A 25,974-nucleotide genomic window follows, 5' to 3' on the forward strand; every position below is an offset into this window, starting at 1 on the left:
GGTCACTCCATTGCTGCCGCTGCGGCCGACCGGGCAGCCGCGACGATCGGTTCGAAGTAACCGGGCACCTGCGCGCCGCCGACGACGAGCGCCCGGTCCAGGAGCGTGTTGCCCGTCTCGCAACTGGTTTCGGGCAGTAGGGCGCACGCATGGCAGGCCGCGCGGTTGAGGTTGTCGAAGCCCTGCCCCGTGTGCTCGGCGCACAGCGGATCGGCCGAGCACCAGGCGGCGGCCTCCGTCATCCGCAGCAGCGTCTCGGCGAGCCGCGGCGCCTCACCCTGCCGAACCAGGCCGCCCAGGGTGCCTTCGGCGTCCCCGGCGGCGGTGTAGATCAGCACCCCGTACTGATCGTGCTCAGGCCGCCCGTACACCCGCTCCCGCAGACTGGCCGTCGAGTACCCCGACTCGAACGAGAGCTGGCGGATCAGCAGATGCGCCAGCGTGTGCAGCAGCACGAAACGCGGGGACAGTTCGTCGCCGGCCACCCTGGCGAGCCGGTCGGCCTGGAACGAGCGCGTCAGGTCGTCACGCATACCGGCGACCCGCTCACGCACCCGCTGGTCCTGCTCCCAGGCGTTCAGCTCGGCCTTGTCGAGGGTGAGGAAGACTCCTTCGCCGAAGACTTCGACGGCGGGCAGCCAACGCGCCTTTCGCGCCGTGTCCGCCGGGACGAACGACGAGTTCGGTGAGACCCGCCGGAACCCTTGCAGCGCCCGCACTTCGCGCAGCCGGTCCGCCAGCACGATCCGATCGACCCGCCTGCCCAGCCCTGCCCACGGCTCCGTCGCCTCATGGGTGAGCCCGAGGTCTGTCGCGCGGACGGCGAAGTCGCGGGTCGCGGGCGGAGCGGGGGACATGAAGGCCGCCCACTCCTCGCGGCTCAGGTCGGGGACGACCGGCTCGTCGGGGGCGTCCTGCGGAAGGGTCCCCTTGGCAGTCGGGGGAGCGGCGGCGCCCGTCTCCTCTGTGAGGAGGGCGTCGAGCAGTGCGTCGTCCGCTCCTGTGTCCTCCTTGATCATCTCTCGGAAGGCGTCGGCCCGCGGCGTACCCGCCACCCGGCACAGCGGCACCCACAGATCCGACGAGCGCACTCGTTCGGCCAGAAGCTCGTCACCGAACATGGCCGGGGCCTCGCTCTCGGGGATGTCGAGCGCGCTACTGACCACCGGGTAGTACACGTTGCCCGCCGTACGCTGGACGATCTGGACCGGCTTGACACACTCCGCGGCCTCGTTCCGCCGCTGCCACGGGTTCCGCCCGGAGCAGCGCATCCCGTGCGTACCGAGCACGTCGAGCAGATCACGGGATGCGTCACAGCCCGTGGCCGTGCAGACCACGGACAACGCCTCGAGTCCGGTGGCCCGCTCCGACACGTTGAAGCGCAGCCTGTCACGCGTCGTACACGCCTGCCGCGCTGCCGGATCAAGGCCGGAGTGCGCCCAGAACCACCAGTCGACGTCTCCGAGGTGTCCGCCCGCACAGATCTGCACGAACCGCATGGGCGCCAGCTGCCGCACCGGCGAACAGCTCGGGCAGCGCGGCGGTGTGCCCGGCTTCTCGTCCGCGATGCGCCAGCGGACCATGCGGCGGCACGCGCCGCAGAACAGCCACGAGGGGAATCGGATGTACGGGGCGCCGGCCGCGTCCTGCCGGTCGAACCGGTCGTCGGCGGCCGGGGGAGCGGCGTAGAACCCGCTCACCTTCAGCTGGTTCGCCAGCCGCGGGGATTCGACCGGCTGCCGCTGCTTGGGCCAGTCGCCGATGCCGGTCGCCACGAACGACTCGCCCTGGATGTCGAACACGGCCCCGACCCCGAACGGCAGCACCGTCTGGGCCTGCCGCACCCGCAGTCGCCTGCTCACAGGTCCGCCCCCTTCACCGTCACCTGGCACTCCCGGTCGACGTTCCGCATCGAGTGCGGGGTCTCCCACAGGCCCCCGTACTGCTCGAAGTTCTTCAGCAGGTTCATCTGTCCCTTGCCCTGGCTGCGGTAGTACAGCTCCTTGCCCTCCTTGCGGGCGTCGAGCGCCTGCTGCTGCCAGGCCGACAGCAGTTCGTCCAGTTCCTCGTGCACGGCCGAGGCGGCCTGCGGATCACCGGCGGCGGCACGTGCAGCCAACTGCTCTGCGAGCGCGACCACGGCCGGCAGCCGGTCCAGCACGTCGCCCGCCTGGTTCTCGGCGGACAGGCCCAGCCCGTGCCGTACGAGGATCACCAGCGCGGCGTGCAGCGCACGGCGACGCGACGGTGTCGACCACGGCGTCACACTGGTCGGTTCGACATGCCGATACAGCGACCGGTGGTAGACGTCGAACGTCTCGTAGTGCGAACGGTCCCTGGGGCGTGTGGCGTTGAAAAACGTCACCACCAGGCCCGGCACCGAATGACGGCCGACCCGGCTGGTCGCCTGGATGTACTCGGCCGTGGTTTTCGGCTGTCCCTGCATCAGCATCATGGCGAGCCGCTTCACGTCCACACCGACCGACAGCATGTTGGTGCAAGGCAGGAACGACACCGCGTCTGAGGCGGTGTACGGCTTCTCCAGCCGGTCCAGCAGCACCGGTTGCTCCGCGCGCGGCAGGTTGCTCGTGAGCTCCTGCACCTGATGGTCGGTCAACTTCCGCGTGCCCCGGCCGCCGTCGAGGCCGGCCAGCTGCGCGGGGATGTCGTCTGCCGCGGCCGTTACCGTACGGCCGAGCTCGCGGAGGCTGTGGTGGTAGGCCACCAGCGTCCAGTACGCGTCCCGGTGCTCCTCCGGCAGCTCCCACGCCCCCTGCAGCATCGCCGCAGCCGTGGCGACGGAAGCCCGGCCGGCCGTGTGGCCCTGCGCCATCACGCCGACATAGCGACGGCCGGGCCGCGAGGCGTCGGGCTCTGCGAAGTACGAGTGGCGTGCGTCGAGCCCGGCGGGCGGGAACAGCTGCACCTCGCTCCCGTACAGCGCGCGCACCTGCTCCCCGGAGCGGCGGATCGTCGCCGTGGACGCCACCACCTTCGGGCCGATGCCGTCGCGGGTGCACAGCCCGAGCACGGCCGACTCGTACAGGCCGACCGTCGAACCCAGCGGACCGGTCAGCAGATGCAGCTCGTCCTGGATGACCAGCGACGGCGGTGCGTGCCCGGTGCCGGAGCCGAACAGGCGCCCCGAGCGGGGCTCCCATGCGAGCCGGGCGAACTTGTCCACCGTGCCCAGCACGAACGTCGGTGGCCGGTCGTACAACTGCTCGTCTACGACGGACACCGGAAGCTCGTCGTGGAAGACACACGCGTCCCGCGGGCAGAAGAACGCGAACGAGCCGGCCTCGGCCCGCACCCCGTAGTCCCCGATGTCAGGCGACTTGTGGCTCGGCAGGATGCGTGTCCCGCACCAGGGGCACCGGTCCAGGATGAACACGTCCTCGGGCCGGGCGGCGCCCCGCACGTCGCGGAAGGCCTGCTGCGCCGCCTCGTAGGTGTTCGGGGACGTCGCCAGACCCACCCACAGCCCGATGGAGAACGGCTCCTCGCCGAGCGTCGCCGGATCCTCGCGCCGCAGTTCCTCCAGCGCGCACACGGTGGTCGCGGCGCGCTGGAACTGCTGGGTCGTGAGCAGGCTCAGCGTGTAACGGCTGAGGACCGCCGTGCCCCCGCCGTCCGGCTCACGCCGCCGCAGCACCATCACGAACGCCGCCAGCAGCAGATACGCCTCGGTCTTGCCACCACCGGTGGGGAACCAGATCAGGTCAGTGACGCTGCGGTCCTGGTGGCGCGGATCGACCACGCCGTCGAGTGCCAGCAGGAAGAACGCCAACTGGAAGGGGCGCCATGCGGCATCAGGGTAGGGCTCGGGGTCGGCGGCCACCGGGTCGCGGCGCGCTCGCCGCTCGCCGGCCTGGTCACGTGCCGAGTGGCGCATCTGCAGGGCCATGGCCCGGTTGGCCGTACGGAACGCCGCCACCAACTCGGGCCGCCGGGGGTCGCACAGGGTGCGTACGCCGGACTCGATCCGGTCGACCACCGCCGCGATCCGGTCGAGGATCCGGTCCGCAGCCTCCCTGCCCCACATGGGGATCTCGGTGTTCCGCTGCTGCTCGTACCACTTGCGGTAGTCGGCCGCGAACCCCAGCAGTTCGTCGCGTAGTTCATCGGCGGGGACATCTCTGTCCGCCAGATGCAGCACCCGGAGCACGGGCAGCCCGACCGGGCCGGCGGCCTTGGCGGCCGGCACTTCGGACTCCGGCATGACGGCGGCCGCCACACCGATGATGTGCCCGGCCTGGTCGTGGACCTCCTTGACCGCGCAGCCGTGGCCGACCGCGTGCGTGAGCACGTGCCGGTACTGCAGCCGCAGCTCCTGCTCCTCCGGGTCGCGGCTGGCGAGCCGCACGCTCGGGTAGGGCCGGATCCGGCCGCCGACGGGCCGGGCCTCGAGCCGCACCTGGAAGAGCATCCGGTCCCACTGCGTCACCCGCCCGCTCTCCGCCGTCGCGGGGGCAGCGGTGTGCGCGGTGTTCACCAGCGCCACGGTGACGAGTTGCCCGCCGCCGAACCGGCGCCGCCGCACCCGGATCTCGGTCCGCTTGTCGAGCACCGTCCTGCGTTCCTCGTCCGCCGCGAGCGTGATCGTCTCCACCGGGAGTGTGTCGCGGTGCCAGCGCCTGCCGCGTTCACCCTGCCGCGTCTCGTACCGCGCCGCCCCGCACAAGACCTCCACGGCAGCGGCATCCGTGTAGAAACTGAACCCGAGCGACGACGGCAACCACGAGTTGGACTCCGGTATCGGGTCCGTGGCCGGTGCGGCGTCCTCCGCCGCGTCTTCGGCGCCAGGGCCCTCCAGCACTTCAGCGGTCTCGGTCAGCCGCCGCTGGAGATCGGCGTCCTGCGGGTACAGCGTCCCCATCAGGTATTGGCGGTCCGGCGGCGCGTCCAGTACCTCGTCCTCGCCGAACGCCGGACCGACCAGCTGCAGGCGCAGGTAGTCGACGAGCTCGTCTCGCGGATTCACGTACTCGGTTCTCCTTGTTGTCGTGGTGAGGGAAGCGCCCTGGCGCTTCGAAGTACTGCTACGTCAGGCGGTTCAGCCCCGCCGCCACCACCTGCGCGGATCCGGCCCCTGTGGCTCTGCAGGAGGCGGCGTGGGGACGGGCCCCGGCGTCATGGCCCCCGCCGCCAGCTCGGCGATGCGCGCCCGTGCGGCCTCCTGCACCTCGGCGACACGCCGCTCGGCCCACCGCTCCACCGCCTGCACACGCTCCGTCGCCTCGTGCTCCAATGCCTGCGCCGCTTCGACCCGCTCGGCGAATGCGGCCTCGGCCTCCTGCAGCCGTTCCTCCAGCGCGGCCAACTGTCGGCGCGACGCCTCCTCGACCTGACGGATCCGGTCCGCGTACTCCCGCTCCATCTGACGCAGCGCATCGCCGTGGGCCTGCCGGGCCCGTTCCTCTGCGGACTCCTGAGCCTCGGCAGCCTGCAGCTCGGCTTCGCGTCGTGCTCCGGCGGTCCGCAGCTCGGCTTCGCGTCGTGCCTCGGCGACCTGCCGCGCCACGTCAGCCTGTGCCTCGGCCCGCGCCTTGTTCCGCTCGTCTGCCCGTGCCCGAGCAGCCTCCTCCGCCACGGTGGCGGCGAGCTCCGCCTTCATGCGCTGCACCGTCTCGAGCGTTTCGGCCTCCGCCTGGGCGCGGGCCCTGTCGCGCTCTTCTGCGCGGGCCGCCGCAATCTGCGCGGCCACGCCGGACTGCGCCCGTTGCTGCACCGCGTGCGCCTCCGCCAGCGCCCGGTTGCGTTCCTCGGCGCGGGCGCGTGCGATGCGTCGGCCCACATCGGCCTCCAGCGCCAGGAGCCTCGACTCCACGTGCGTGGCGGCGGCTTGTGCCTCATCCAGGGCGACCTGCGCAGCGCTGTCCACGGGCTCCGGTGCGGCCGGCGGCTGCACCGCTTCCTGCGGTTGCACGTCAGTCCTGGCCGGATCCACCCCGGGCTCCGGCTCCGTCTCTGATCCGGAAGTGCCTGGGCGGCTCGGCTCGAACTCCTTGAGTGCCTGTGAGAGCGCCAGGCGTCCCTCGGGCTTCACCAGAGGGTGCGTGGCCAGATAGGCCCTGGGGGACCGGCCCAGCAGGGCTGGCGACGGGCACTCGAAGAAGTCCTCCGGCCGCAGCCGCCGCTCCTTGAGAGAGTCCAGCACCTTGACGAGCACCTCGAGCGCCTGCGTGACCGGCCGGTCCGGCAACTGGTCCCCACCAGCCACCTTGGCGACCGTGAGCGCGGGATACAGGCCGAGGATCTCACCCAGGAGCAGGTGACCGAGGGCGAGATGCACATAGTGCGCCATCCATCGCACACTGCGGTTGAGCGTCACGGACAGCTCGACGGCGTCTTCCCATCGCCCTGTATAGAGCTCGTGCGCCTCGGCCTGTCGCGCCGCCGGCTCTTCAGCGGGCCGAACCGATTGCGGATTCAGCTCGGACTCCGGCTCGGCTCCGGACTCCGGCTTCGGTGCGGCCGTCGGCTCCGTTTCGGGCCGCAGCTCGGGCTCGTCGGGGTGTGTCTGAGGGGCCGGCGTGTGAGCGTCAGGCTTTTTCTCCGCCGCAAGGCCGCTCCCCTGCGGCCCCGTCGCCAGGGTCGGGCTTGCATTCGATGTGCCGGTCTCCTCGGGCTCTTCGGGCTCCGCTGCGTCCGAGACCGGGGGCAGCAACAGTGCGCGGCGCTGTACCGCTCGGGCAAGAGCCCGCTGACGGAGCTCCCTCCGGCGCTTCAATGCCTCGTGTTTCCGCTTGGCGGCGAGTTTCGGCGCGTCCCACCTGAAGCCGACCAGAGAAAGAATGACCTTGCGCTGTGCCGGGATGCGGTCGCCTGTCTCACCGGCTTCCGCGCGCTGTTCGGCTGCCCAGCGCCCCAGTGGAAATCCGTCCTCGAGGTGGTCGTGGCTCGGGCGGGCGTGTCCTTCCCGGGCATGGAAGGAGCGCATGGCGTCAACCCCGGCGCGCCATTGGCTGTTTCTGAGGGCCTTGCTGACCGAGCTCACGGGGTTGCCGCTCTGGGCCGCTGCCAGCATGCGGTTCAGCGCAGTAATCGGATCGGCCGCGGTGGCCTCCAATGCGAACCTCAGGACGGCGAACACCTGACTCTCCAGCTGCCTCACCCGCTCGCGCGTCACGCCGAGCTCGGCGCCGATGACGTCCAGTGTGGCCGGCTCCTCGTCGTCGAGTCCGATGCGCCGGTTCACAACATGGGCGTAGCGCTCGGGAAGCAGTGCCACGAGATCGTGCACGTTCCGGTCCGCGCAGGACTGCAGGACGGCACCCTCGACCGACGGCAGCGCAGTGCGGGCCGTGATCAGCTCTCCGAGGTGGGCGCCGTCGCCGATGATCCGGTCCAGCGAGTCGGTGACCCGGCTGATCCGACGGATCTCCTCGACCTTTGTGATGGACATCTCGCAGGCCACGGCCACGGCGGCGGCACTTCGCGAACGGCCGGCAGAGAGCAACTCGCGCTCCACGCGAGCGACCTTGCGGACCTGCTCGTGCATGTGTACGGGGATGCGGATGGGGCTTCCCTCGCCGGCCACGGCCCTGGTCGCGGTCTGTCGTACCCACCATGTCGCGTACGTGGAAAACTTGTTGCCTTGCCGAGGGTCGTACTTGCGGGTGGCTTTGATCAGCCCGAGGGTGCCGTGCTGGTACAGATCCTCGTAGTCCAGGCCCTGGCCGATGTACGCGCGTACGACGGAGTGAACGAGCCGCTGGTTGTGTGCGGCGAAGCAGTCGCGGGCCCTGCGGCGTACGTGCGTGGCCGGTAGCTGCGCCAGTTCTTCGGCGGTGGGCTCGACGCCGATGCGGTCGGGGCCACCACGCAGCAACACGCTGAGACCGACTTCCTCATCAGCCAGAAGAATGCGCTTGTCGGGGCGCACGTTGAACCGGTCTTCCTCGAGGAGTGTCAGCGCCGCCGAGACGGCCCGGTCGATGTCGCCGTCCTCCGGCAGCGTCGGTGCCCCGGCTTCCGCACTGGGCACGGGGAGAGCAGGGGCCGGTGGAGTGCCGGTGTCGAGGGCTCCGGGAACGGCCTCGGAGCGTGGCGACGTAGCGGCACGGGTCGATACGGCCACCACGTCGGCGACCACGGTGAACCGCGCCGCCGCTGCGGCCCTCAGCTCCGCCGACTCGGTGCCCGTGAGCCCTGCGAGCCTCGCCGCGCCGACAACGACCCGTTCCGGCACCGAACCGTCCGCGGAGTACCGCGCCACCAGATTCAGCGCCGTCCGAACGCGCGACCGAGTCGCGCCCCCCGTTTGTGTGGTACTCGTGCGCGGCCGTACAACCTTCTTCACATCCTGCGAGTCTGAAGTGGTTGAGAACTGAACAACTGAGGTGTCCAGGCGCAGTCCCATCCGGTCCAGCTCGCAGAGCAGCCTCGCTCGCGCGGTGTCGTCGAGCCCCAGGTCCGCCACTTCGGCTTCGAAGGCAGCCGGCTGTACGACGCCGTCCACCGCCGCCTCGACCAGGTTGCGATACAGGGCTGCGAGCGAGGTCCTGAGATCCAAGGCCACCCAACTTTCACGCGACAAGTGACGGGCTGGTTTGGACCGCCCGGTTCACGAGTCACCATACGCTCAATCCGTTTACGTTGTAAACACTACATTGCATTGGTCAAGAGTCGCTCAGTCGTGTACGCTGTGCCGGCCGGATCGGTCCATCGGTGACGATGGGGTGCCGGCAATCGCCAAGGGGAGGCGTGCGCCCTGGATCAAGGGGGCACACAGGGAGCGCGCACGAGGGAGTGGCCATGGACCTGGAGACGGTCGCGGGACGATTCCGGCTTCGCGGACCGGTTGGCACCGGGAACATGGGGGAGGTCCACCGAGCCGAAGACCTGCAGGCCGGGGAGGGAACGCCCGACCGCCTGGTCGCCGTCAAGCTGATCCTCCGCCACCGCTCCGGCGCCGTCGTCGACACCCGCGCCGACGCCAAGGCCGTCGACCGGTTCGCCCGCGAGGTGCGGATCATGCGCCGCCTGATGCACCCCAACATCACCCGCATCATCGACGGCGGCGTGGACGCGAACTACGACACCGCCAAGGGCGGCCTGCCCTACCTCGCCATGGAGCTCCTCGACGGCGACACTCTCGGCGACCTGGTCGACGAGGAGTCGCAGCTCCCGATCGCCTGGGCCGCAGCCATCGGCGCCCAGATCGCCGACGGACTCTCCCACGCTCACACAGCCCGCGTGATCCACCGTGACCTCAAGCCGCGCAACGTGATGCTCACCCGCGGCGGTACCGTCAAGGTCCTCGACTTCGGGATGGGCCGTATCGCCGACGATCCCGAGGACGCCCGCCTCACCAGCAGCGGCGTCGCCGTCGGCACCGCCCGCTACATGGCCCCCGAGCAGTTCAAGGCCGGCCTCGTCACTCAGGCCGCCGACCTCTACGCGCTGGGCTGCGTGCTCTACGAGATGCTCACCGGCGTCCCGCCCTTCACGGACGGCTCCGCCTACGACCTCGCCGAGAAACACGTCAACGCGGCCCCCACCCCCCTGCGCCTGATCCGTCAGGACGTCCCGCGTGAGCTCGTCCGCCTCGTCGACCGGCTCCTTGCCAAGGACCCGGCCGAGCGCCCCGCCGACGCCGCCGCCGTGCGCGACGCCCTGCTCCCGCTCGCCGCCTTCGATGGCGCCGGCTCCGAGATTCCCACCTGGGGTGCCTTCGACCCCGTCGAGGGCCTTCGGGTCCTGCGCGCCGCGCAGAAGACCGCCGCCCAGCAGCCCGTCGCCGCCGCCACGGAACCCGCCCCCGACGACGAGCCGCATCGCCCCGCCCCCGCCCCCGGCATGGACGTCTTCGGCGTCCATCGCACCCTCATCAAGGACTACCGATCCTTCACCGAGGGCGGCACCGTCATCCGCGACGAGGCGGTCAAGCAGTTCGTCGCCGACGACCTCAACGCCAAGTCCCAGTGGCCCGACCCCTGGCTCTCCCTCAACCCGTTCTTCGCAAGTGGCGGCACCGTCCTCGAACTCGCCGGCCAGAAGGTCCTGCACGAGGAGTGCGCCCGGATCTTCCAGGCGAAGAAGACCGAGGGCGGCACTGTCTGCGACGGCCGCCCCCTCACCCTCCACCAGCACCAGCGCGAAGCGATCGACGCCGCCAACTCCGGCGCCTCGTACGTCCTGACCACCGGAACCGGCTCCGGCAAGTCGCTCTCGTACATCGTTCCGATCGTGGACAAGGTGCTGTGCGAGCGCGACGCCGAGGGACCGAGCGCGAACAAGCGCGTGCGGGCGATCATTGTCTACCCGATGAACGCCCTCGCCAACAGCCAGCTCAAGGAGCTGGAGAAGTACCTCCGCGACGGCTACGGCGCCGGCCGTGAGCCCGTCACCTTCGCCCGCTACACCGGCCAGGAGGACGACGCCCGCCGCAAGGAGATCCGCGACAACCCACCGGACATCCTGCTCACCAACTACGTGATGCTCGAACTGATGCTGACCCGCCCCGCGGACCGGGCCAGCCTCATCAAGATGGCCCGCGGCCTGGAGTTCCTCGTCTTCGACGAGCTCCACACCTACCGCGGCCGCCAGGGCGCCGACGTCGCCCTGCTGGTCCGCCGTGTCCGCGAGGCCTGCCAGGCCGCCGACCTCCAGTGCATCGGCACCTCGGCCACCATGTCCACCGAAGGCACCTGGGACGACCAGAAGAAGGTCGTCGCCGACGTCGCCACCACCCTCTTCGGCACCAAGGTCCGCCCCGAGCACGTCATCGGCGAGACCCTGGTCCGCGCCACCGACCCGGCACCGGACACCGTGCCCGCCGAACGCCTGCGCACACCCGCCGCCCCGCGCGCCTACGCCGACCTGGTCCGCGACCCGCTCGCCCGCTGGATCGAGACCCGCTTCGGCCTCGCCACCGACGAGACCACCGGCCGCCTCGTACGCCAGCGGCCCGCGAAGATCGAGGACGCCGCGAAGGAACTCGCCGCGCAGTCCGGTGTCGACGAGGCCGCCTGTATCGCCGCGATCCGCGCCACTCTCGAAGCCGGTTCACAGGCCAAGAACCCGGTCACCGAACGCCCCCTTTTCGCCTTCCGCCTCCACCAGTTCCTCTCCAAGGGCGACACCGTCTACGTCACCCTCGAGGACAAGACCTCACGCCACCTCACCCGCTCCTACCAGCTCGAACAGCCGGGCAGCGGCGGCAAGCTGCTGATGCCGCTCGCGTTCTGCCGCGAGTGCGGGCAGGAGTATCTGACGGTCTGGCGCGACGAGAAGAACGGCGACGTCCGCTACGAGGCCCGCCGCGACACCATCGCCACCGGCGGCCGTCAGGGCGACGGCTACCTCTACATCGACCCCGACCGCCGCTGGCCCGCAAGCCCGCAGCAGGCCGTCGTCGACCGCCGGCTGCCCGAGTCGTGGCTCGAGGTCGACGACAAGGGGCAGGAGGTCGTCCGCAAGTCCTACCGCGACCGCGTCCCACGCCCTGTCACCGTCGATCCGCTCGGCTACGAGGGCCGCGGCGAGCTGGATGCCGCGTTCATCCCCTCCCCGTTCCTGTTCTGCCTGCACTGTGGCGTCTCCTACGAGCAGACCCGTGCCAAGGACTTCGCCAAGCTGGCCACCCTCTCCCAGGAGGGCCGCTCCTCCGCGACGTCCCTGATCTCCGCGTCCGTCGTCCGCTCGCTCAAGTCCGTCCCGGCCGAAGCCCTCGACAAGGAGGCGCGCAAGCTCCTCACCTTCGTCGACAACCGCCAGGACGCATCCCTCCAGGCCGGCCATTTCAACGACTTCGTCCAGATCACCCAGCTGCGCGGCGCCCTCTACCGGGCGGCACTCGACGCCGGCGAGGACGGCCTGCACCATGAGGACCTCGCCTCCGCCGTCGCCAACTCGATCGCACTCGACCCGGTCGACTACACCGGCGACAGCGACCTGCCCCCGGCCCTCGCCCGCAACGCCGCCCGCACCCTGCGCGACGTGATCGCCTTCCGCCTCTACCTCGACCTCGAACGTGGCTGGCGCATCACCATGCCCAACCTGGAGCAGACCGGCCTGCTGGAGATCGACTACGAGGACCTGGCCTGGGTCGCCCAGAAGCAGGACCGCTGGGCGAACACCCACCGCGCGCTGCGCGACGCCGACGCCGCCCTGCGCGCCGAGATCATGAAGACGCTCCTCAACGAGATGCGCCGCGGTCTCGCCATCGACGTCGCCTACTTCCGCGACGACTTCGACAGCCTCCAGCGCGCCAGCGAGGAGCGCCTGATCGACCCGTGGATCCTGACGGCCGCCGACAAGCCGAAGGTAGCCACCGTCTACCCGCACCCGTCCCGCCCCGGACTGGACCGCTCCAGCGTGTTCCTCTCCGCCCGCGGCAAGTTCGGCAAGTACCTGAAGCGCGCCGACGCCGCCTTTGACGAACTCGACCGGGACGACCTCCAGCTCGTCATCGAGGAACTGCTGAAGGTCCTCACCAAGGCCGGCCTGGTCAAGGAGGTCTCCGAGGCCCCGCAGCGCGCCGGCCGCTTCCGCCGCCCCACCGGCCCCGCCCCGACCGGCTACCGGGTGGCCGCACAGTCCCTCATCTGGCGCGCCGGTAAGGGTGAGACCGGCGCCCACGACCCGCTGACCCGCACCTATCAGAGCGGCGACGGCCCGCGCGTCAACACCTTCTTCCAGCAGCTCTACAAGGACGCCGCGAACGAACTCGCCGGCCTGTTCGCCCGTGAGCACACCGCGCAGGTCTCCCCGGAGGAGCGGCAGAAGCGCGAGGACGCCTTCCGCGACGCCGAACTGAAGCTGCTGTACTGCTCGCCGACGATGGAGCTCGGCGTCGACATCTCCTCCCTCAACGCGGTCATGATGCGCAACGTGCCGCCGACGCCCGCCAACTACGCCCAAAGGTCCGGTCGAGCGGGCCGCAGCGGCCAGCCGGCCCTCGTCACCACGTACTGCGCCACCGGCAACAGCCACGACCAGTACTACTTCCGCCGCTCCGAACGCATGGTCGCCGGCGCCGTCGCCCCGCCGCGCCTGGACCTCGCCAACGAGGACCTGGTCCTCTCCCACCTCCAGGGCATCTGGATCGCGGAGGCCGGGCTCAAACTGGGCCGCGCCATCCCCGAGGTGCTGGACGTCTCCTACCCGGACACCGGTGACCGGCCGCAGCCCGCCCTGGGTCTCCAGCCCGACATCCGCGACGCCTCCCTCGACGGCGACGCCCAGCGCCGCACCGTCGACGCAGCGCTGCGCGTACTCGCCCCGCTGATCCCGCAGTTCGCGGAGACGACATGGTGGTACGACGACTGGATCCAGGACCGCGTCCGCACCGTGCCCGTCCGCTTCGACGCCGCGTTCGACCGCTGGCGCGACCTGTTCCGGTCCGCCCTGGACGACCAGTACATCCAGAACAAGCGCCGCCTCGACTACAGCCTCACCGAAGGCGACCGGATGCGTGCCAACGCCCGCCGCCGCGAGGCCGAGACACAGCTCAACCTGCTGATGAACGAGAGCGTCGACAGCAAGTCCGTGCTCTCCGACTTCAACCCGTACCGCTACCTCGCCTCCGAGGGCTTCCTGCCGGGGTACTCCTTCCCCCGCCTGCCGCTGGCCGCCTACATCCCGACCGTCGGCCGACGGCGCGGCGACGGCGACTACCTCCAGCGCCCCCGCTTCCTCGCCATCCGCGAATTCGGCCCCGGCTCGCTCATCTACCACGAGGGCGCCCGCTACCAGGTGACCCGCATTCAGCTCCCGCCGGACGCCTCGGGTGACCTCGCCACCACCGAGTCCCGCCGGTGCGCCCAGTGCGGCTACCACCACGACCCCAAGGAACGCGCCGACCGCTGCGAGATGTGCGACGAGCCGCTGGGCTCGGCCACGTACGGCCTGCTGCACCTGCACACCGTCTACACCACCCGCCGCGAGCGGATCTCCTCCGACGAGGAGGAACGCCGCCGCGCCGGGTTCCGCCTGGAGACCTCCTACCGCTTCCAGGACCACGGCACCCGCAAGGGCCGCCAGGACGCCAAGGTCACCGACGCGTCCGGCGAGCAGCTCGCCGTCGTCGCCTACGGTGACTCGGCCACCGTCCGCATCACCAACAACGGACGCGTCCGCGCCAAGAAGGACGAACCGGCCGGCTACTGGCTCGACCTCGCCGACGGGCGCTGGATGAACGACCGCGACGCCGCCGACGCCTCCGGCGACTCCGGCGAACTGCCCGTCATCGACGACGACGGCAACGAACGCCGCCGCAAGAAGCGCGTCATCCCCTTCGTCGAGGACCGCCGCAACATCCTCGTCGTCACCCTCGACGAGCCGCTGCACGAGCCGGTCGCCCTGTCCCTGATGTACGCGCTGGAGCGCGGCATCGAAGCGGCCTACGAGCTGGAGGACTCCGAACTCGGCAGCGAACTCCTCCCGCCGGACGACGGACCGCGCAACCGCGTCCTCTTCATGGAGGCCGCCGAAGGCGGAGCGGGCGTGCTGCGCCGCCTCCAGGCAGAGCCGGGCGGCCTCGCCAAAGCGGCCCTGCGCGCACTGGAGATCTGCCACTTCGACGCCGACGGCAACGACCTCGCCCAGCCCGCATCCGAACGGCCCTGCGCCCGCGGCTGCTACGACTGCCTGCTCACCTACGGCAACCAGTCCGACCACGCCCACATCAACCGGCACTCCATCAAGGACCTGCTGCTGCGCCTCGCCTCGGCGACCGCGGAGCGCGAGAAGCGCGGCGAGTCCCGCACCGAGCAGTTCCAGCGACTGCTAGGGGAGGCCGGCGCCACGCCGACCGCCGCCGAGGCGGCGGTGGGCGCCGCCGTGGCCGAGGGGGTGAGCGGGACCGTGACCGAGGCCGTCGCCCAAGACAACCTGCTCACCTGGCTCAAGGCCAAGGGCCTCAACCTTCCCGACGACGGCGAGACCCTCATCACCGAGGCCAACGCCCAGGCCGACTACGTCTACCGTCTCGGCAACCTCAACATCGCCGTCTTCGTCGACCTCCCCGGCACCGAGACGACCGCCCTGCGCGACGAGGACGCCGAGGAACGCCTCCTCGACGCCCGCTGGGACGTCGTCCGCTTCCCGCACGACGCCGACTGGGACACCATCGCCGCCGCGCACCCCCGCTACTTCGGCACTGCCGCCCACTGACGCCTGCTCACCACAAGGACTTGATCACCGACATGGCACTCACATACTCCGCCGGTTCCCTGGTGACGGCGCGCGGCCGCGAATGGGTGGTGCTCCCCGAGAGCGCATCCGACATGCTCGTCCTGCGGCCCCTCGGCGGCTCCGACGACGACATCGCCGCCGTCTTCCCCGCCTTCGAGGACGTCAGGGGCGCCGAGTTCGCCGCCCCCGAACCCTCCGACCTCGGCGACCAGCGAGCCGCCGGCCTGCTGCGCACCGCCCTGCGCATCGGCTTCCGCTCCGGCGCCGGCCCCTTCCGCTCCCTCGCCGGCATCGCCGTCGAACCCCGCGCCTACCAGCTCGTCCCGCTGCTGATGGCGCTGCGCCAGCAGACCGTCCGCATGCTCATCTCCGACGACGTCGGCATCGGCAAGACCGTCGAGGCGGGACTCGTCGCCTCCGAACTCCTTGCCCAGGGCGAGGCCACCGGCCTCGCCGTGCTGTGTTCGCCCGCGCTGGCCGAGCAGTGGCAGGGGGAGCTGCGCAGCAAGTTCGGCATCGACGCCGAACTCGTGCTCTCCTCCACCGTCTCCCGACTGGAGCGCGGCCTGGACCTCGGCCAGTCCCTCTTCGACAAGTACCCGCACGTCATCGTCTCGACGGACTTCATCAAGTCCACCCGCCACCGCGACGACTTCGTCCGCCACTGCCCCGACCTCGTCATCGTGGACGAGGCCCACACCTGCGTGGCCGCCGACGACGCGGCCGCCGGCGCCCAGAACCAGCTGCGCTACGAACTCCTCAAGCGCGTCGCGGCCGACACCGAGCGCCACCTGCTGCTGGTGACCGCCACCCCGCACTCCGGCAAGGAGTCCGCGTTCCGCAACCTGCTGGGCCTGGTCAAGCCCGAGTTGGCACGCGTCGACCTGGACAGCGAGGCCGGCCGCAGGCTCCTCGCCCAGCACTTCGTGGCGCGCAAGCGGGCCGACGTACGCCAGTACCTCACCAAGGAGGACGGCCTCAGCGACGACAGCCTTGCCGAGAAGACCGCCTTTCCCTCCGACCGGTACTTCAAGGACGAGACGTACAAGCTCGCCCCCGCCTACCGGGCCCTGCTCGACGACGCCATCGCCTACGCGAGCGAACGCGTCGAGGCAGCGGGGGAGCAGGGCAAGCGGGAGGCCCGTATCGCCTGGTGGTCCGCGATCGCCCTGCTGCGCTCGCTCGTCTCCTCGCCGCGCGCCGCGTACCAGACCCTCCGTACCCGTTCGGCCGCCGCGGTTGCCGCCTCCGCCGAGGAGGCCGACCGGCTCGGCGCCCCGCTGACCAGCGACTCCGCCGACAACGATGCACTCGAAGGCATGGACGTCGCCCCCGGTGCCGAGACGGAGGAGTCCGACGAGAACGCGGGCAGCCGCCTCGCCGAACTCGCCGACCGAGCGAAGGCGCTGGAGGGACCGGAGGGCGACCTGAAGCTGAAGGCGCTCATCAAGCACCTCAAGGGGCTTCTCGCCGACGGCCACAACCCCATCGTCTTCTGCCGCTACATCCCCACCGCCGAATACCTCGCCGACCAGCTGTCGAACGACCCGCAGACGAAGAAGCGCGGCCCGCTCGGCGCGAAGACCGTCGTCAAGGCCGTCACCGGCACGCTCTCCCCGCAGCAGCGCATCGAGCGCATCGAGGAACTGGCGGCCGAGGCCGGCCCGGACGCAGCCGCACGCCGCGTGCTCATCGCCACCGACTGCCTCTCCGAAGGCGTCAACCTCCAGCACCACTTCGACGCCGTCCTCCACTACGACCTGGCCTGGAACCCGACCCGTCACGACCAGCGCGAGGGCCGCGTCGACCGCTACGGGCAGAAGAAGGACCAGGTCCGCGTCATCACCCTGTACGGCGACGACAACGGCATCGACGGCAAGGTCCTCGAAGTGCTCATCAAAAAGCACCGCCAGATCAAGAAGGACCTCGGCATCTCCGTGTCCGTACCGGACGAGATGTCGACCGGCGTCACCGACGCGATCGTGGAATGGCTGCTGCTGCGCGGCCGCGAGGGCGAACAGCAGACGCTGTTCGGTGCGGACTCCTTCCAGCAGAGCTTCGGCGACCTGGAGAAGGACTGGAACTCCGCCGCCGAGAGGGAGAAGGCCTCCCGCTCCCGGTTCGCCCAGCGTTCCATCCACCCGCAGGAGGTCGCCCGCGAGGTCGCCTCGGTGCGCGAGGCACTGGGCAGCGCGGGCGAGATCGAGACCTTCGTACGCGAGTCCCTGGGCGCACTCGGCGGCGTATTGCTTGACGCCGGCTCCGACTTCACCGCCGAGGTGGGCGGCACACCCGCCGGCCTGCGCGACGCGCTCGCCCCGGTCGTCGGCGCGGAGGTCGTGGAGAAGGACCGCCCGATCCCGTTCCGCCACGACCCGGCGGTGGCGCGCGGCGAGGCCGCGCTGGTGCGCACGGACCCGGTGGTCGGCGCGCTCGCGGGACATGTCCTGAACGCCGCGCTGGACAAGGACGCGGAGGGTGTCCGCCCGGCCCGCCGTTGCGGCGTCATCACGACGGATGCGGTCGACACCCGTACGACGCTGCTGCTGGTCCGCTACCGCTTCCACCTGACGCTGCCGTCGCGGAGTGGCGAGAAGCAGCTCGTCGCGGAGGACGCCCGGCTCCTCGCCTTCCGGGGCGCGCCGAAGAACGCGGAGTGGCTGACGCAGGAGGAGGCGGTGGCGCTGCTGGACGCGACGGCGTCCGATAACACGCCCGCGGACTTCGGTGAGCGCACCATGACCCGTATTCTCGGCCAACTCGACGTGGTGACCGAGCATTTGGAGTCGTACGCCGACGAGCTCGCCGTTGAACTGGACGCCTCCCACCGCCGGGTACGCGCCGCGTCAGGCGAGATCGTCCGCGGCCTGACCGTAACACCGCAGAAGCCCGCCGACGTCCTCGGCGCCTACGTCTACATGCCCGCCGCCGTGTCCGGAGAGGCCGCCGCCTGATGTCTGCCACCACCCGCAACCAGGTCTTCTCCGCCGTCCAGACCGTCGGCGCGCTGCTGCCGGCCGACATGCTGGTCCGCATTTCCGAGGCCAAGGCGTCCAAGGGCCTTGGGGGCCTCGCCCCCGCGGACTACCGCATCGCGGGCTCCCGGTCGGTTCGCGACGAGGCCGAGCGCCACTGGGACCATCTCAAGTCGCTGTGGCGGGAGCTGCGCGAGAAGCTCCCCGCCGAGCCCGAGGTGTCGGTACGCCCGGACAGCACCGGCTACGCCCGCGCCAACTGGGTGGAGCCCCTGTTCGAGGCGCTGGGATTCGGTCATCTCAGCCAGGTCGGGGCGGAAGGTATCGCGGCCTCGGACGGCAGCAAGACCTTCCCGGTGAGCCACCGCCGTGACTACACGCTCGTGCACATCACCGCCTGGAACGCTGCGCTGGACAAGCGCCTCGGCCCCGGTATCCCGGCACCCCAGTCGCTCCTCCAGGAAGCGCTGAACCGAACCGACCCGCACCTGTGGGCCCTGCTGACGAACGGCCGTCGGCTCCGCCTGCTGCGCGACTCCAGCGCCCTGGCCACCACGTCGTACGTCGAGTTCGACTTGGAAGCGATCTTCGACGGCGAACTGTTCAGCGAGTTCGTGCTCCTGTACCGGCTCTTGCACGCCTCACGGTTCAGTGCCCCGGACGGCGCCCCCTCGCAGTGGAACTGTTGGCTGGAGGTGTGGCGGGACGCCGCGATCCGCCTCGGCGCACGCTTCCTGGACGACATCAGCGAAGGCGTGCGGCTGGCCCTCAAGGAGCTCGGGACGGGCTTCCTGAAGCACCCGGCCAACACGGCCCTGCGGGAGAGCCTCGACGCCGACGCCTACCATGCCGCCCTGCTGCGCCTCGTCTACCGCCTCCTCTTCATCTTCGTCGCCGAGGACCGCAACGCCTTGCACCCGGACGGCGCTGGACTGGAGGCGCGGCAGCGGTACGCGGCGTACTTTTCCACCTCCCGGCTGCGCGAACACTCGCGCCGCCGACGTGGCACTTCCCACTCCGACCGGTACCAGGCCCTGTCCCTGGTCCTGGACGCCCTCGGCCACGAGGGGGGACGCCCCGAGCTCGGCCTGCCGGGCCTTGGCGGCCTCTTCGACGTGACGGATGCGGACGCACCTCTGCGCGGGCTGAGCCTCTCCAACGAGCACCTGCTCGCTGCCGTGCGCCACCTCTCCGTCGTACGGGACTCGGAGGCCGGCCGGCTGCGGAAGGTGGACTACCAGACCCTGGACGCCGAAGAGCTGGGCGCCATCTACGAGTCGCTGCTCGCTCTTGTCCCCAAGTACAGTGCCCGCAACCGCTCGTTCGAGCTGGTCGTACGAGCAGGCAACGAGCGCAAAAAGACCGGCTCGTACTACACCCCCAGCTCACTCGTCGACGTCCTGCTCGACTCGACGCTGGATCCGGTGATCGACACGGCCCAGGAGCGCGGCGAGAAGCGCGCCACCGAGAAGCGGCAGACAGGCGCGGAAGCAGCCAAGACGGTGGTCGACGAGCTGCTGTCCCTGACCGTCTGCGACCCGGCATGCGGGTCGGGCCACTTCCTGGTGGCGGCAGCGCGACGCATCGCGAAGCGGGTGGCTGCCGTCCGGGACAACACTCCGGAACCGACGCCGGACAGCGTGCGGCATGCCTTGCACGAGGTCGTTGCGAGGTGCGTGTACGGAGTCGACCTCAACCCGATGGCCGTGGAGCTGGCCAAGGTGTCCCTGTGGATGGAGGCTCTGGAGCCGGGCAAGGCCCTGGGCTTCCTCGACGCACACGTCAAGCTCGGCAACGGACTCATTGGTGCGACACCGGCGCTCCTGCGCGGCGGCATCCCCGACGAGGCGTTCAAGGCCGTGGAGGGCGACGACACGGCGGTCGCCCGCAGGTGGCAGCGAGAGAACAAGGAGCAGCACAAGGGCGTCTTCACCTTCGACGCCGAGGCCGACGCGATGATGAGCGTGACGAACGCGAAGTTCGCCTCCGAGCTGCGCACGCTCGTGGACAGCTCTCCCACGGACGAGCTGGGCCAGGTTCGGGCGCTGGCGGCGCGCTACCACGCGTGGGTCGAGTCCCCTGCGTACGTCAACGCGCTCCACGTTGCGGACGCCTGGTGCGCGGCCTTCATGTGGAAGAAGACGGACGCGGCGCCGGCCGCAGTCATGCAGGGCGTCTTCAAGTCGCTCCAGAACGAGGAGGGTTCGGGTGCAGGCGCGCTGGAGGAGACCCACCGCGAGATCGTCCGGCTGAGCCAGGAGTACCGCTTCTTCCACTGGCACCTGGAGTTCCCGGAGGTCTTCCAGGTGCCGGAGGACCCGGCGGCGGAGGAAGTCGACCCGGTGACAGGGTGGGCGGGGGGCTTCAGCTGTGTGCTGGGGAACCCGCCATGGGACAAGGTCGACTTCGAGGACAAGAAGTACTTCAGCGTGGTCGAGCCGTCGCTGGCAGAGATTTCGGGGACTGCTCGGCGCACGGCCATCGCGAAGTGGGCGGCGGAGAACCCGGAGGAGGGCGAGCGGTACACGGCTGCACGGCGGCGGGTGAAGTCGTCGTTCCTGTTCCTGGGGTCGTCGGGGGCGTATCCGCAGCTGCGAAAGGGACTGTCCGTCAAGGGCGTCAATTCCCTCCAGACGGACCAGCTGTTCACGGAACGGTTCGTGTCCGTGACGGCTCCGGACGGGCGCTGCGGGACGGTCGTACCCACGCAGATCGCCACAGGCGCGGGGGCGCAGTTCCTGTTCCAGGACTTGACGCGGCGTGGTGCGGTGAAGCACCTGTACGACTTCGAGAACGGCAAGCGGGAGAAGCTGTTCCCGGCGGTTCACTCCAGCTACCAGTTCGCGCTGATCTCGCTGACCGGTCGCGGCATGAGAGAGGAGGCTGCGCAGTTCGCATTCTTCCTGGGGCATCCGGACGAGCTTGCCGACGGTGGCGCTGTTTTTGCCCTGTCGCCCGAGGAGATCGCGCTCATCAATCCGAATACGGGGACGCTGCCGGTCTTCCGGACCCGGAGGGACGCGGACCTGACGGCTGCGATTCAGCGGCGGATTCCGGTGCTGGTGAAGGAGGGGGATGAGGGCGGCGATCCTTGGAGTATTACCTTTAGGCGTCTCTTCGACATGACCGACGACTCCGACCTGTTCCGTGGCCGAGTCGCGCTGGAGGCGGAGGGCTGGACTTTGGATGGGAACGTCTTCACAAGGGACGGAGAGCGGATGCTGCCCCTGTATGAAGGCAAGATGGCTCATCTATTCGACCACCGCTGGAACTGCTACTACGGACTGGAAAACGACGACTACGAATCCGTGCTGCTGGAGGATAAGAGGGATGCGTATGGGGTGGCGCTCCCTCGCTACTGGATCCGGGAGAGTCGTCGCGTCCGCACGGACCGCAACCGTAGAGAGGTGGACGTCCCCGGTGTGAACCTCCGCCTGGAGGCGCTTGAATGGGAGCGGGAGTGGCTGCTTGGCTGGCGCGATGTCGCTCGGACAACAGATGAACGGACCGCTATTCCGGCTTTCCTGCCGAAGGCGGGCGTCGGTCACACCTTCCCGCTGATGTTCCCCGCCGGCTCCGTCGAGCTGACCACGGCACTGGTCGCCGCCCAGAGTTCGCTGGTCTTCGACTTCGTGGCCCGCCAGAAGGTCGGCGGCATCCACATGGCCTTGATGACCTGGAAACAGCTTCCCGTCCCGCATCCGGACGACCTAGCTCCCCACACTGCCTTCATTACCCCGCGCGTGTTGGAACTCGTCTACTCGGCCTGGGAGATGGAGCCTCTGGCCCTCGACCTCGGCGACACCGACGCGCCCTTCACCTGGAACGAAGACCGCCGCGCTCAGCTCCGCGCCGAGCTCGACGCGTACTTCTTCCACCTCTACGGAGTTTCCCGCGAGGACGCCGACTACATCCTGGAGTCCTTCCAGACCGAGAACGGCGGTCTGAAGAACAACGAGATCGGCAAGTACGGCGAGTTCCGCACCAAGCGCCTCGTCCTCGCCGAGTACGACCGCATGGCGGCGGCCGGCGTCAGCCTGATCAACCCCCTCGTGGACGGCGAGAACTACACCTCCACGCTCATTCCGCCCCCGGGCCACGGCCCCCGCCACCCGGCAGCCTGACATCCACCACGCCTGCGCGGCCCGGTTCGGGGGAGAGCCCCGGCCCGGGCCGCGACCGGAAAGGACTCGACCATGGATGACGAGATACAGCTGTTCAGAGACGGTGATGGCCTGGCGGTCATCGGAGACCCGGCGGCGGTCGAACGCTTCCTCGTCTCGGAAGGACTGCCGACGAAGGGCTCCGGAACGCGGCGGTTCGGGTCTGTCCTCGGCGACGCGGCCGGGTTCGTGCAGGCGGGTTCCGACATCGCCGCCGGCTCGGGGCGCTGGGTGAAGCTGAGCAAGGAGTCCGCGCAGCGGATCGACAAGATCGGGCTGAGGAAGAGCGCCAAGACAGGTTTCGAAACAGGCGTGCTGAAGGGGCCCAAGGGCCAGAGTAAGGGGTTCGTCGAGTTCGCGAAGGGGTCGGGACCGCTCCGGGGCAACCCGGCGCAGCTGGCCAACATCGCGACGGTCATGGCACAGCTGGCGATGCAGCAGGCCATGGACGAGATCGCCGACTACCTCGCCACGATCGACGAGAAGGTCGACGACGTGATCCGCGCCCAGCAGGACCAGGCAGTGGCGCAGATGATCGCAGTGGACTTCGTGATCAAGGATGCCATTACCATCCGGGAGCAGGTGGGCCGGGTCTCCGAGGTCACGTGGTCGAAGGTGCAGGAGTCGCCGACGACGATCGCGTACACCCAGGCGTACGCGTTGCGTCAGCTCGACGCACTCGCGGAGAAGACGGAGCGCAAGAGCAAGATCGGTGATCTCGCCAAGGCGTCCAAGGAGATCGAGACGAAGGCTCGGCAGTGGCTCGCCGTTCTGGCGCACTGCTTCCATCTCCAGGACGCCTTTGCCGTGCTCGAACTCGACCGGGTGCGGGAAACGGATCCGGATGAGCTGGACTCGCATCGCCTCGGGCTTCGGGCCGCCCGGAAGAACCGGATGGATCTCATCGCAGAGAGCACTGAGCGTCTGGTGGACAGGATGCACACGGCCGCCGGCACGGCCAACGCGAAGGTGCTGCTGCACCCGACCACGTCTCGGGAGGTGGTGTACGCGCGCAATCACGTCGAGGTGGCCGTCGTCGACTTCCACGGGCGGCTCGGGATCGAGCGCGATCAGGAATCGCTGGAGGCGCGACGCTGGAAGGACGCGGCCGTGGAAGTGAGGGACAAGGCGCTGGAGAAGGGCGCGGAGAACGTCGATGCCGCCTGGCGCCTCGGCACCGAGACCCTCGACCGGGCCAGATCGGCGACGGGCAAGCTCTCCAGCGGGATCGCCGAGCGAGCGCGCCGCCAACGCGGGGACGAGGAGGAACGCGTCGCGGAAGGCTGAGAGAGCGGAGACCGTGAGCCAGGTGGGCCCTCGAGGTCTGCCGCGAGCCGGGCCTCACGTGGGCTGCTCCGGCCTTGTCAGCGGCCTCCTCCTCTGAGATCCATGCGCCGACGGTGAGTGGTCGCTGCTGGAGCCAGCGGACTGAGGCCCCACCAGCACCCTCGACTGCGATGAGCCCCGAAACAGCCCAGCCCGCCCCCGGACGGGCCCGCATCTCAGGAGTCTTCTGCCATGATCCCGCCCAAGCCCGCCGATGAGCCCACGCTCCCTGCCGCTACTGTCGCCGCGCCCGCCAGAGTCCGACCGTCCAGCCGCGCCGCTGTACTGGCGGCCGTTTGGACGGTGCTCGTCGCCGGGGTGTCCTCCGGCGTCACCGTCGCCATCGTGGGCGGCGACGACCCAGGCGGGACTTCCGCGCCCGCGTCCAGCCCGTCGGTATGGCAGGACACGCGCACGTACCCCGACGATGCCGCGCAGGGTCCGGAGGAGCAGCCCAGTCCGTCTCCCACCGCTGACAGCTACGCCATGGGGGAGAAGGCGGAGAGCGGCGGCGCGACCGTGGTCGTCAAGAAGGTCCGCGAGTCCGCGACAGTGACCATCGACGACTTCGAGACGACCAAGACGCTCAAGGCCGGCGCGGGCGCAAAGTACGTCATCGTGGAGACCACCGTCTACAACGACGGCACCAAGTCCTTCGATCCCGTATGCGGCGGTGGGATCTCGCAGGGTCTCATCGACGCCAAGGGCCGGACGTTCGACGTCATCGAGGACGTGTATCTGGTCGAGGAGAACGCCAAGGCCAAGGCATGCGGTGAAGAGGTACAGCCTGGGTTCAAGCGCGACGCGTTCTTCGTCTACAAGCTTCCCGCCGACGCGCGCCCTGCCCAGTGGGCGTTCTCCGGCTCGCGGGGCCAGGTTGAGGAAGACCAGGCGGTCGTGACGATCGCCGGTACTGCCGCAAACTGACGCCCCACCGCCGTGACACCTGGACGCGATCGCTCATCACCAGAGGGCGGTTCACCAACTGACCTCCGCGGAGGGAGAGCCTGGCTGCGGATGCCTCCGTAACGCACGGCGAGCATCCGCTCGGCGGCTGCATGGTCCGCGGCCGTCCGGAGCCGGTTCTATCGGGCGGCGGTGAACTGCACGAAACAAGCCCAACCAGCAGGGCCCACCGCAATATGGGGCAGGCCCACGTTCTTGGAATCGCGTACGAGCACCGCGCCATCGGCAGCGGCGACCTCAACGCACTCGCCCCCGTCCCCCGCGCTGTAGCTGCTCTTGAACCACTTGAGTGCAGGAACGCTGTATGAGTTCGGCTCGACGTTCATGAGTCTCCCAGCATCTTCTCGATCAGGACCAAGGACTCGTGAGGGCTGAGTGCTTGGCCACGGACGCAGCCGTACCGCGCCGCCAGGATACGTACTTCCTCGGGGTCAGTGATGAGCCGATTGACGCTCTGAACCTCAACGTACGCCACAGGCGGCTTGCCCTTCGGAGCGAGAAGGATGAACGGACCTTCCAGAGCAGCGTGGTCCTCGCAGCTCATCGGAAGCACCTGGACTGTCGTGCTGCGCAATCGGCCGAGTCGGAGGAGCTGACGCAGCTGCTCTCGCCGGACAGCATCGCCTCCTGTCATGCGGCGCAGCACGGATTCGTCGATGACGGCGCTGACCATAGGGGAGGGCCAGAGCGTGAGTATTTCCTGCCGCGCAAGCCGGGCAGCGACTCGTTGCTCAATCGTCGCTTCGTCAAGAAGCGGCTGCCGAACGAGGAAAGTTGTCCGTGCGTATGCCTCGGTTTGTAGCAAGCCAGGCACGGTCACGGTGCTGAAGAAACTGATCTCGACAGCTTTGCTCTCCAACTGGGCGTAGTCCCGAAACCACGCCGGATGCTTCACCCTCGCCCGCGCCTTCGCCCGCTGTACGTCCTCCGTAGCCGCCCGCAGCAACCCACCCGCGCCCAGCAAATCGTCCGCCGCAGCCAGGAACTCCGGTTGCGGCGTACGCCGTCCCCGCTCCAGCGAGGAGATCAGGTCCTCCCCGTACCCCAACCGGTCGCCCAACTCCCGTTGCGTCAGCCCTGCCCGCTCCCGAAGCAGCCGCACCTGCCGGCCGATCGCGCGGAAGAGGTCCGACGCGCCGTCGCCGTCCTCGTCCTCCGGTGGCTCGGGCCGCCGCCCGTTTCCCGCGTCCGACATCGACATTCCACGACCCCCGTCCGTCCGACACCCGGTCCGCACACCACCCGCGGCGCCCGCCCGTACGGCATTCTCCGTACCGAAACCAGCGGCCCTCACCAGGCTAGAACGCCCGTCCCCACCTCCCGCCCCTCGAGCCTTCAATTCACCCGAACCAGTCCCACCGCTCCAAGACCGTGTGCCGTTGGCAGCGCCTCCGCCGGGC

Annotated in this window: 10 protein-coding genes; 5 read left to right on the forward strand and 5 right to left on the reverse strand. The window is 69.8% G+C overall.

The features are described from left to right. Positions 1-2 precede the first annotated feature (2 nt). The 3 genes from drmB to OGH68_RS31890 form a co-directional block, all read right to left on the reverse strand. Entirely contained in the window at positions 3-1,862 is a 1,860-nt protein-coding gene (gene drmB, locus OGH68_RS31880) for a DUF1998 domain-containing protein (RefSeq protein ID WP_264248841.1), read from the reverse strand. Further along, the gene (locus OGH68_RS31885; RefSeq protein WP_264248842.1) at positions 1,859-4,984 is read right to left on the reverse strand and encodes a helicase-related protein; all 3,126 of its coding nucleotides are present in this window, start codon (positions 4,982-4,984) and stop codon (positions 1,859-1,861) included. The genes drmB and OGH68_RS31885 overlap by 4 nt, the downstream gene beginning before the upstream one ends. 72 nt (positions 4,985-5,056) lie before the next feature. After that, positions 5,057-8,518 carry a sigma-70 family RNA polymerase sigma factor gene (locus tag OGH68_RS31890; protein ID WP_264248843.1) on the reverse strand — a complete coding sequence of 1,154 codons (3,462 nt, stop codon included), beginning with the start codon at positions 8,516-8,518 and terminating at the stop codon, positions 5,057-5,059. A 242-nt stretch (positions 8,519-8,760) separates the two neighbouring features. On the opposite strand from OGH68_RS31890, the gene OGH68_RS31895 reads away from it, so the two are divergent. The 5 genes from OGH68_RS31895 to OGH68_RS31915 all read left to right on the forward strand — a co-directional run bounded on the left by OGH68_RS31895 (position 8,761) and on the right by OGH68_RS31915 (position 24,535). Then, positions 8,761-15,123, forward strand: coding sequence for a protein kinase domain-containing protein (locus OGH68_RS31895; RefSeq protein ID WP_264248844.1), 6,363 nt, complete (start codon positions 8,761-8,763; stop codon positions 15,121-15,123). A gap of 32 nt (positions 15,124-15,155) precedes the next feature. Next, complete coding sequence (locus tag OGH68_RS31900) at positions 15,156-18,098, forward strand: helicase-related protein (RefSeq protein ID WP_264248845.1); 2,943 nt, start codon at positions 15,156-15,158, stop codon at positions 18,096-18,098. Beyond that, entirely contained in the window at positions 18,098-22,243 is a 4,146-nt protein-coding gene (locus OGH68_RS31905; protein ID WP_264248846.1) for an Eco57I restriction-modification methylase domain-containing protein, read from the forward strand. Before OGH68_RS31900 ends, OGH68_RS31905 begins: the two co-directional genes overlap by 1 nt. A 72-nt stretch (positions 22,244-22,315) precedes the next feature. Then, positions 22,316-23,569 carry a hypothetical protein gene (locus tag OGH68_RS31910; RefSeq protein ID WP_264248847.1) on the forward strand — a complete coding sequence of 418 codons (1,254 nt, stop codon included), beginning with the start codon at positions 22,316-22,318 and terminating at the stop codon, positions 23,567-23,569. A gap of 231 nt (positions 23,570-23,800) precedes the next feature. Then, a complete protein-coding gene (locus tag OGH68_RS31915; RefSeq protein ID WP_264248849.1) occupies positions 23,801-24,535 on the forward strand; it encodes a DUF4352 domain-containing protein in 735 nt (244 codons plus the stop codon). A gap of 158 nt (positions 24,536-24,693) precedes the next feature. On the opposite strand, the gene OGH68_RS31920 is transcribed toward OGH68_RS31915, so the two are convergent. Together OGH68_RS31920 and OGH68_RS31925 are read right to left on the reverse strand one after the other, a co-directional pair. Then, positions 24,694-24,900, reverse strand: coding sequence for a DUF397 domain-containing protein (locus OGH68_RS31920; protein WP_264248851.1), 207 nt, complete (start codon positions 24,898-24,900; stop codon positions 24,694-24,696). Continuing rightward, positions 24,897-25,769 carry a helix-turn-helix domain-containing protein gene (locus tag OGH68_RS31925; protein WP_264250387.1) on the reverse strand — a complete coding sequence of 291 codons (873 nt, stop codon included), beginning with the start codon at positions 25,767-25,769 and terminating at the stop codon, positions 24,897-24,899. Before OGH68_RS31925 ends, OGH68_RS31920 begins: the two co-directional genes overlap by 4 nt. Between the last annotated feature and the right edge of the window lie 205 nt (positions 25,770-25,974).

The sequence above is a fragment of the Streptomyces peucetius genome (assembly GCF_025854275.1).
GTDB lineage: Bacteria > Actinomycetota > Actinomycetes > Streptomycetales > Streptomycetaceae > Streptomyces > Streptomyces peucetius_A.

Excerpts from the sequence above, each read along its gene's own strand:
- OGH68_RS31895 (WP_264248844.1), top strand. The coding sequence starts at position 8,761 with ATGGACCTGGAGACGGTCGCGGGACGATTCCGGCTTCGCGGACCGGTT.
- OGH68_RS31900 (WP_264248845.1), top strand. The coding sequence starts at position 15,156 with ATGGCACTCACATACTCCGCCGGTTCCCTGGTGACGGCGCGCGGCCGC.
- OGH68_RS31905 (WP_264248846.1), top strand. The coding sequence starts at position 18,098 with ATGTCTGCCACCACCCGCAACCAGGTCTTCTCCGCCGTCCAGACCGTC.
- OGH68_RS31910 (WP_264248847.1), top strand. The coding sequence starts at position 22,316 with ATGGATGACGAGATACAGCTGTTCAGAGACGGTGATGGCCTGGCGGTC.
- OGH68_RS31915 (WP_264248849.1), top strand. The coding sequence starts at position 23,801 with ATGATCCCGCCCAAGCCCGCCGATGAGCCCACGCTCCCTGCCGCTACT.
- OGH68_RS31920 (WP_264248851.1), bottom strand. The coding sequence starts at position 24,900 with ATGAACGTCGAGCCGAACTCATACAGCGTTCCTGCACTCAAGTGGTTC.
- OGH68_RS31925 (WP_264250387.1), bottom strand. The coding sequence starts at position 25,769 with ATGTCGGACGCGGGAAACGGGCGGCGGCCCGAGCCACCGGAGGACGAG.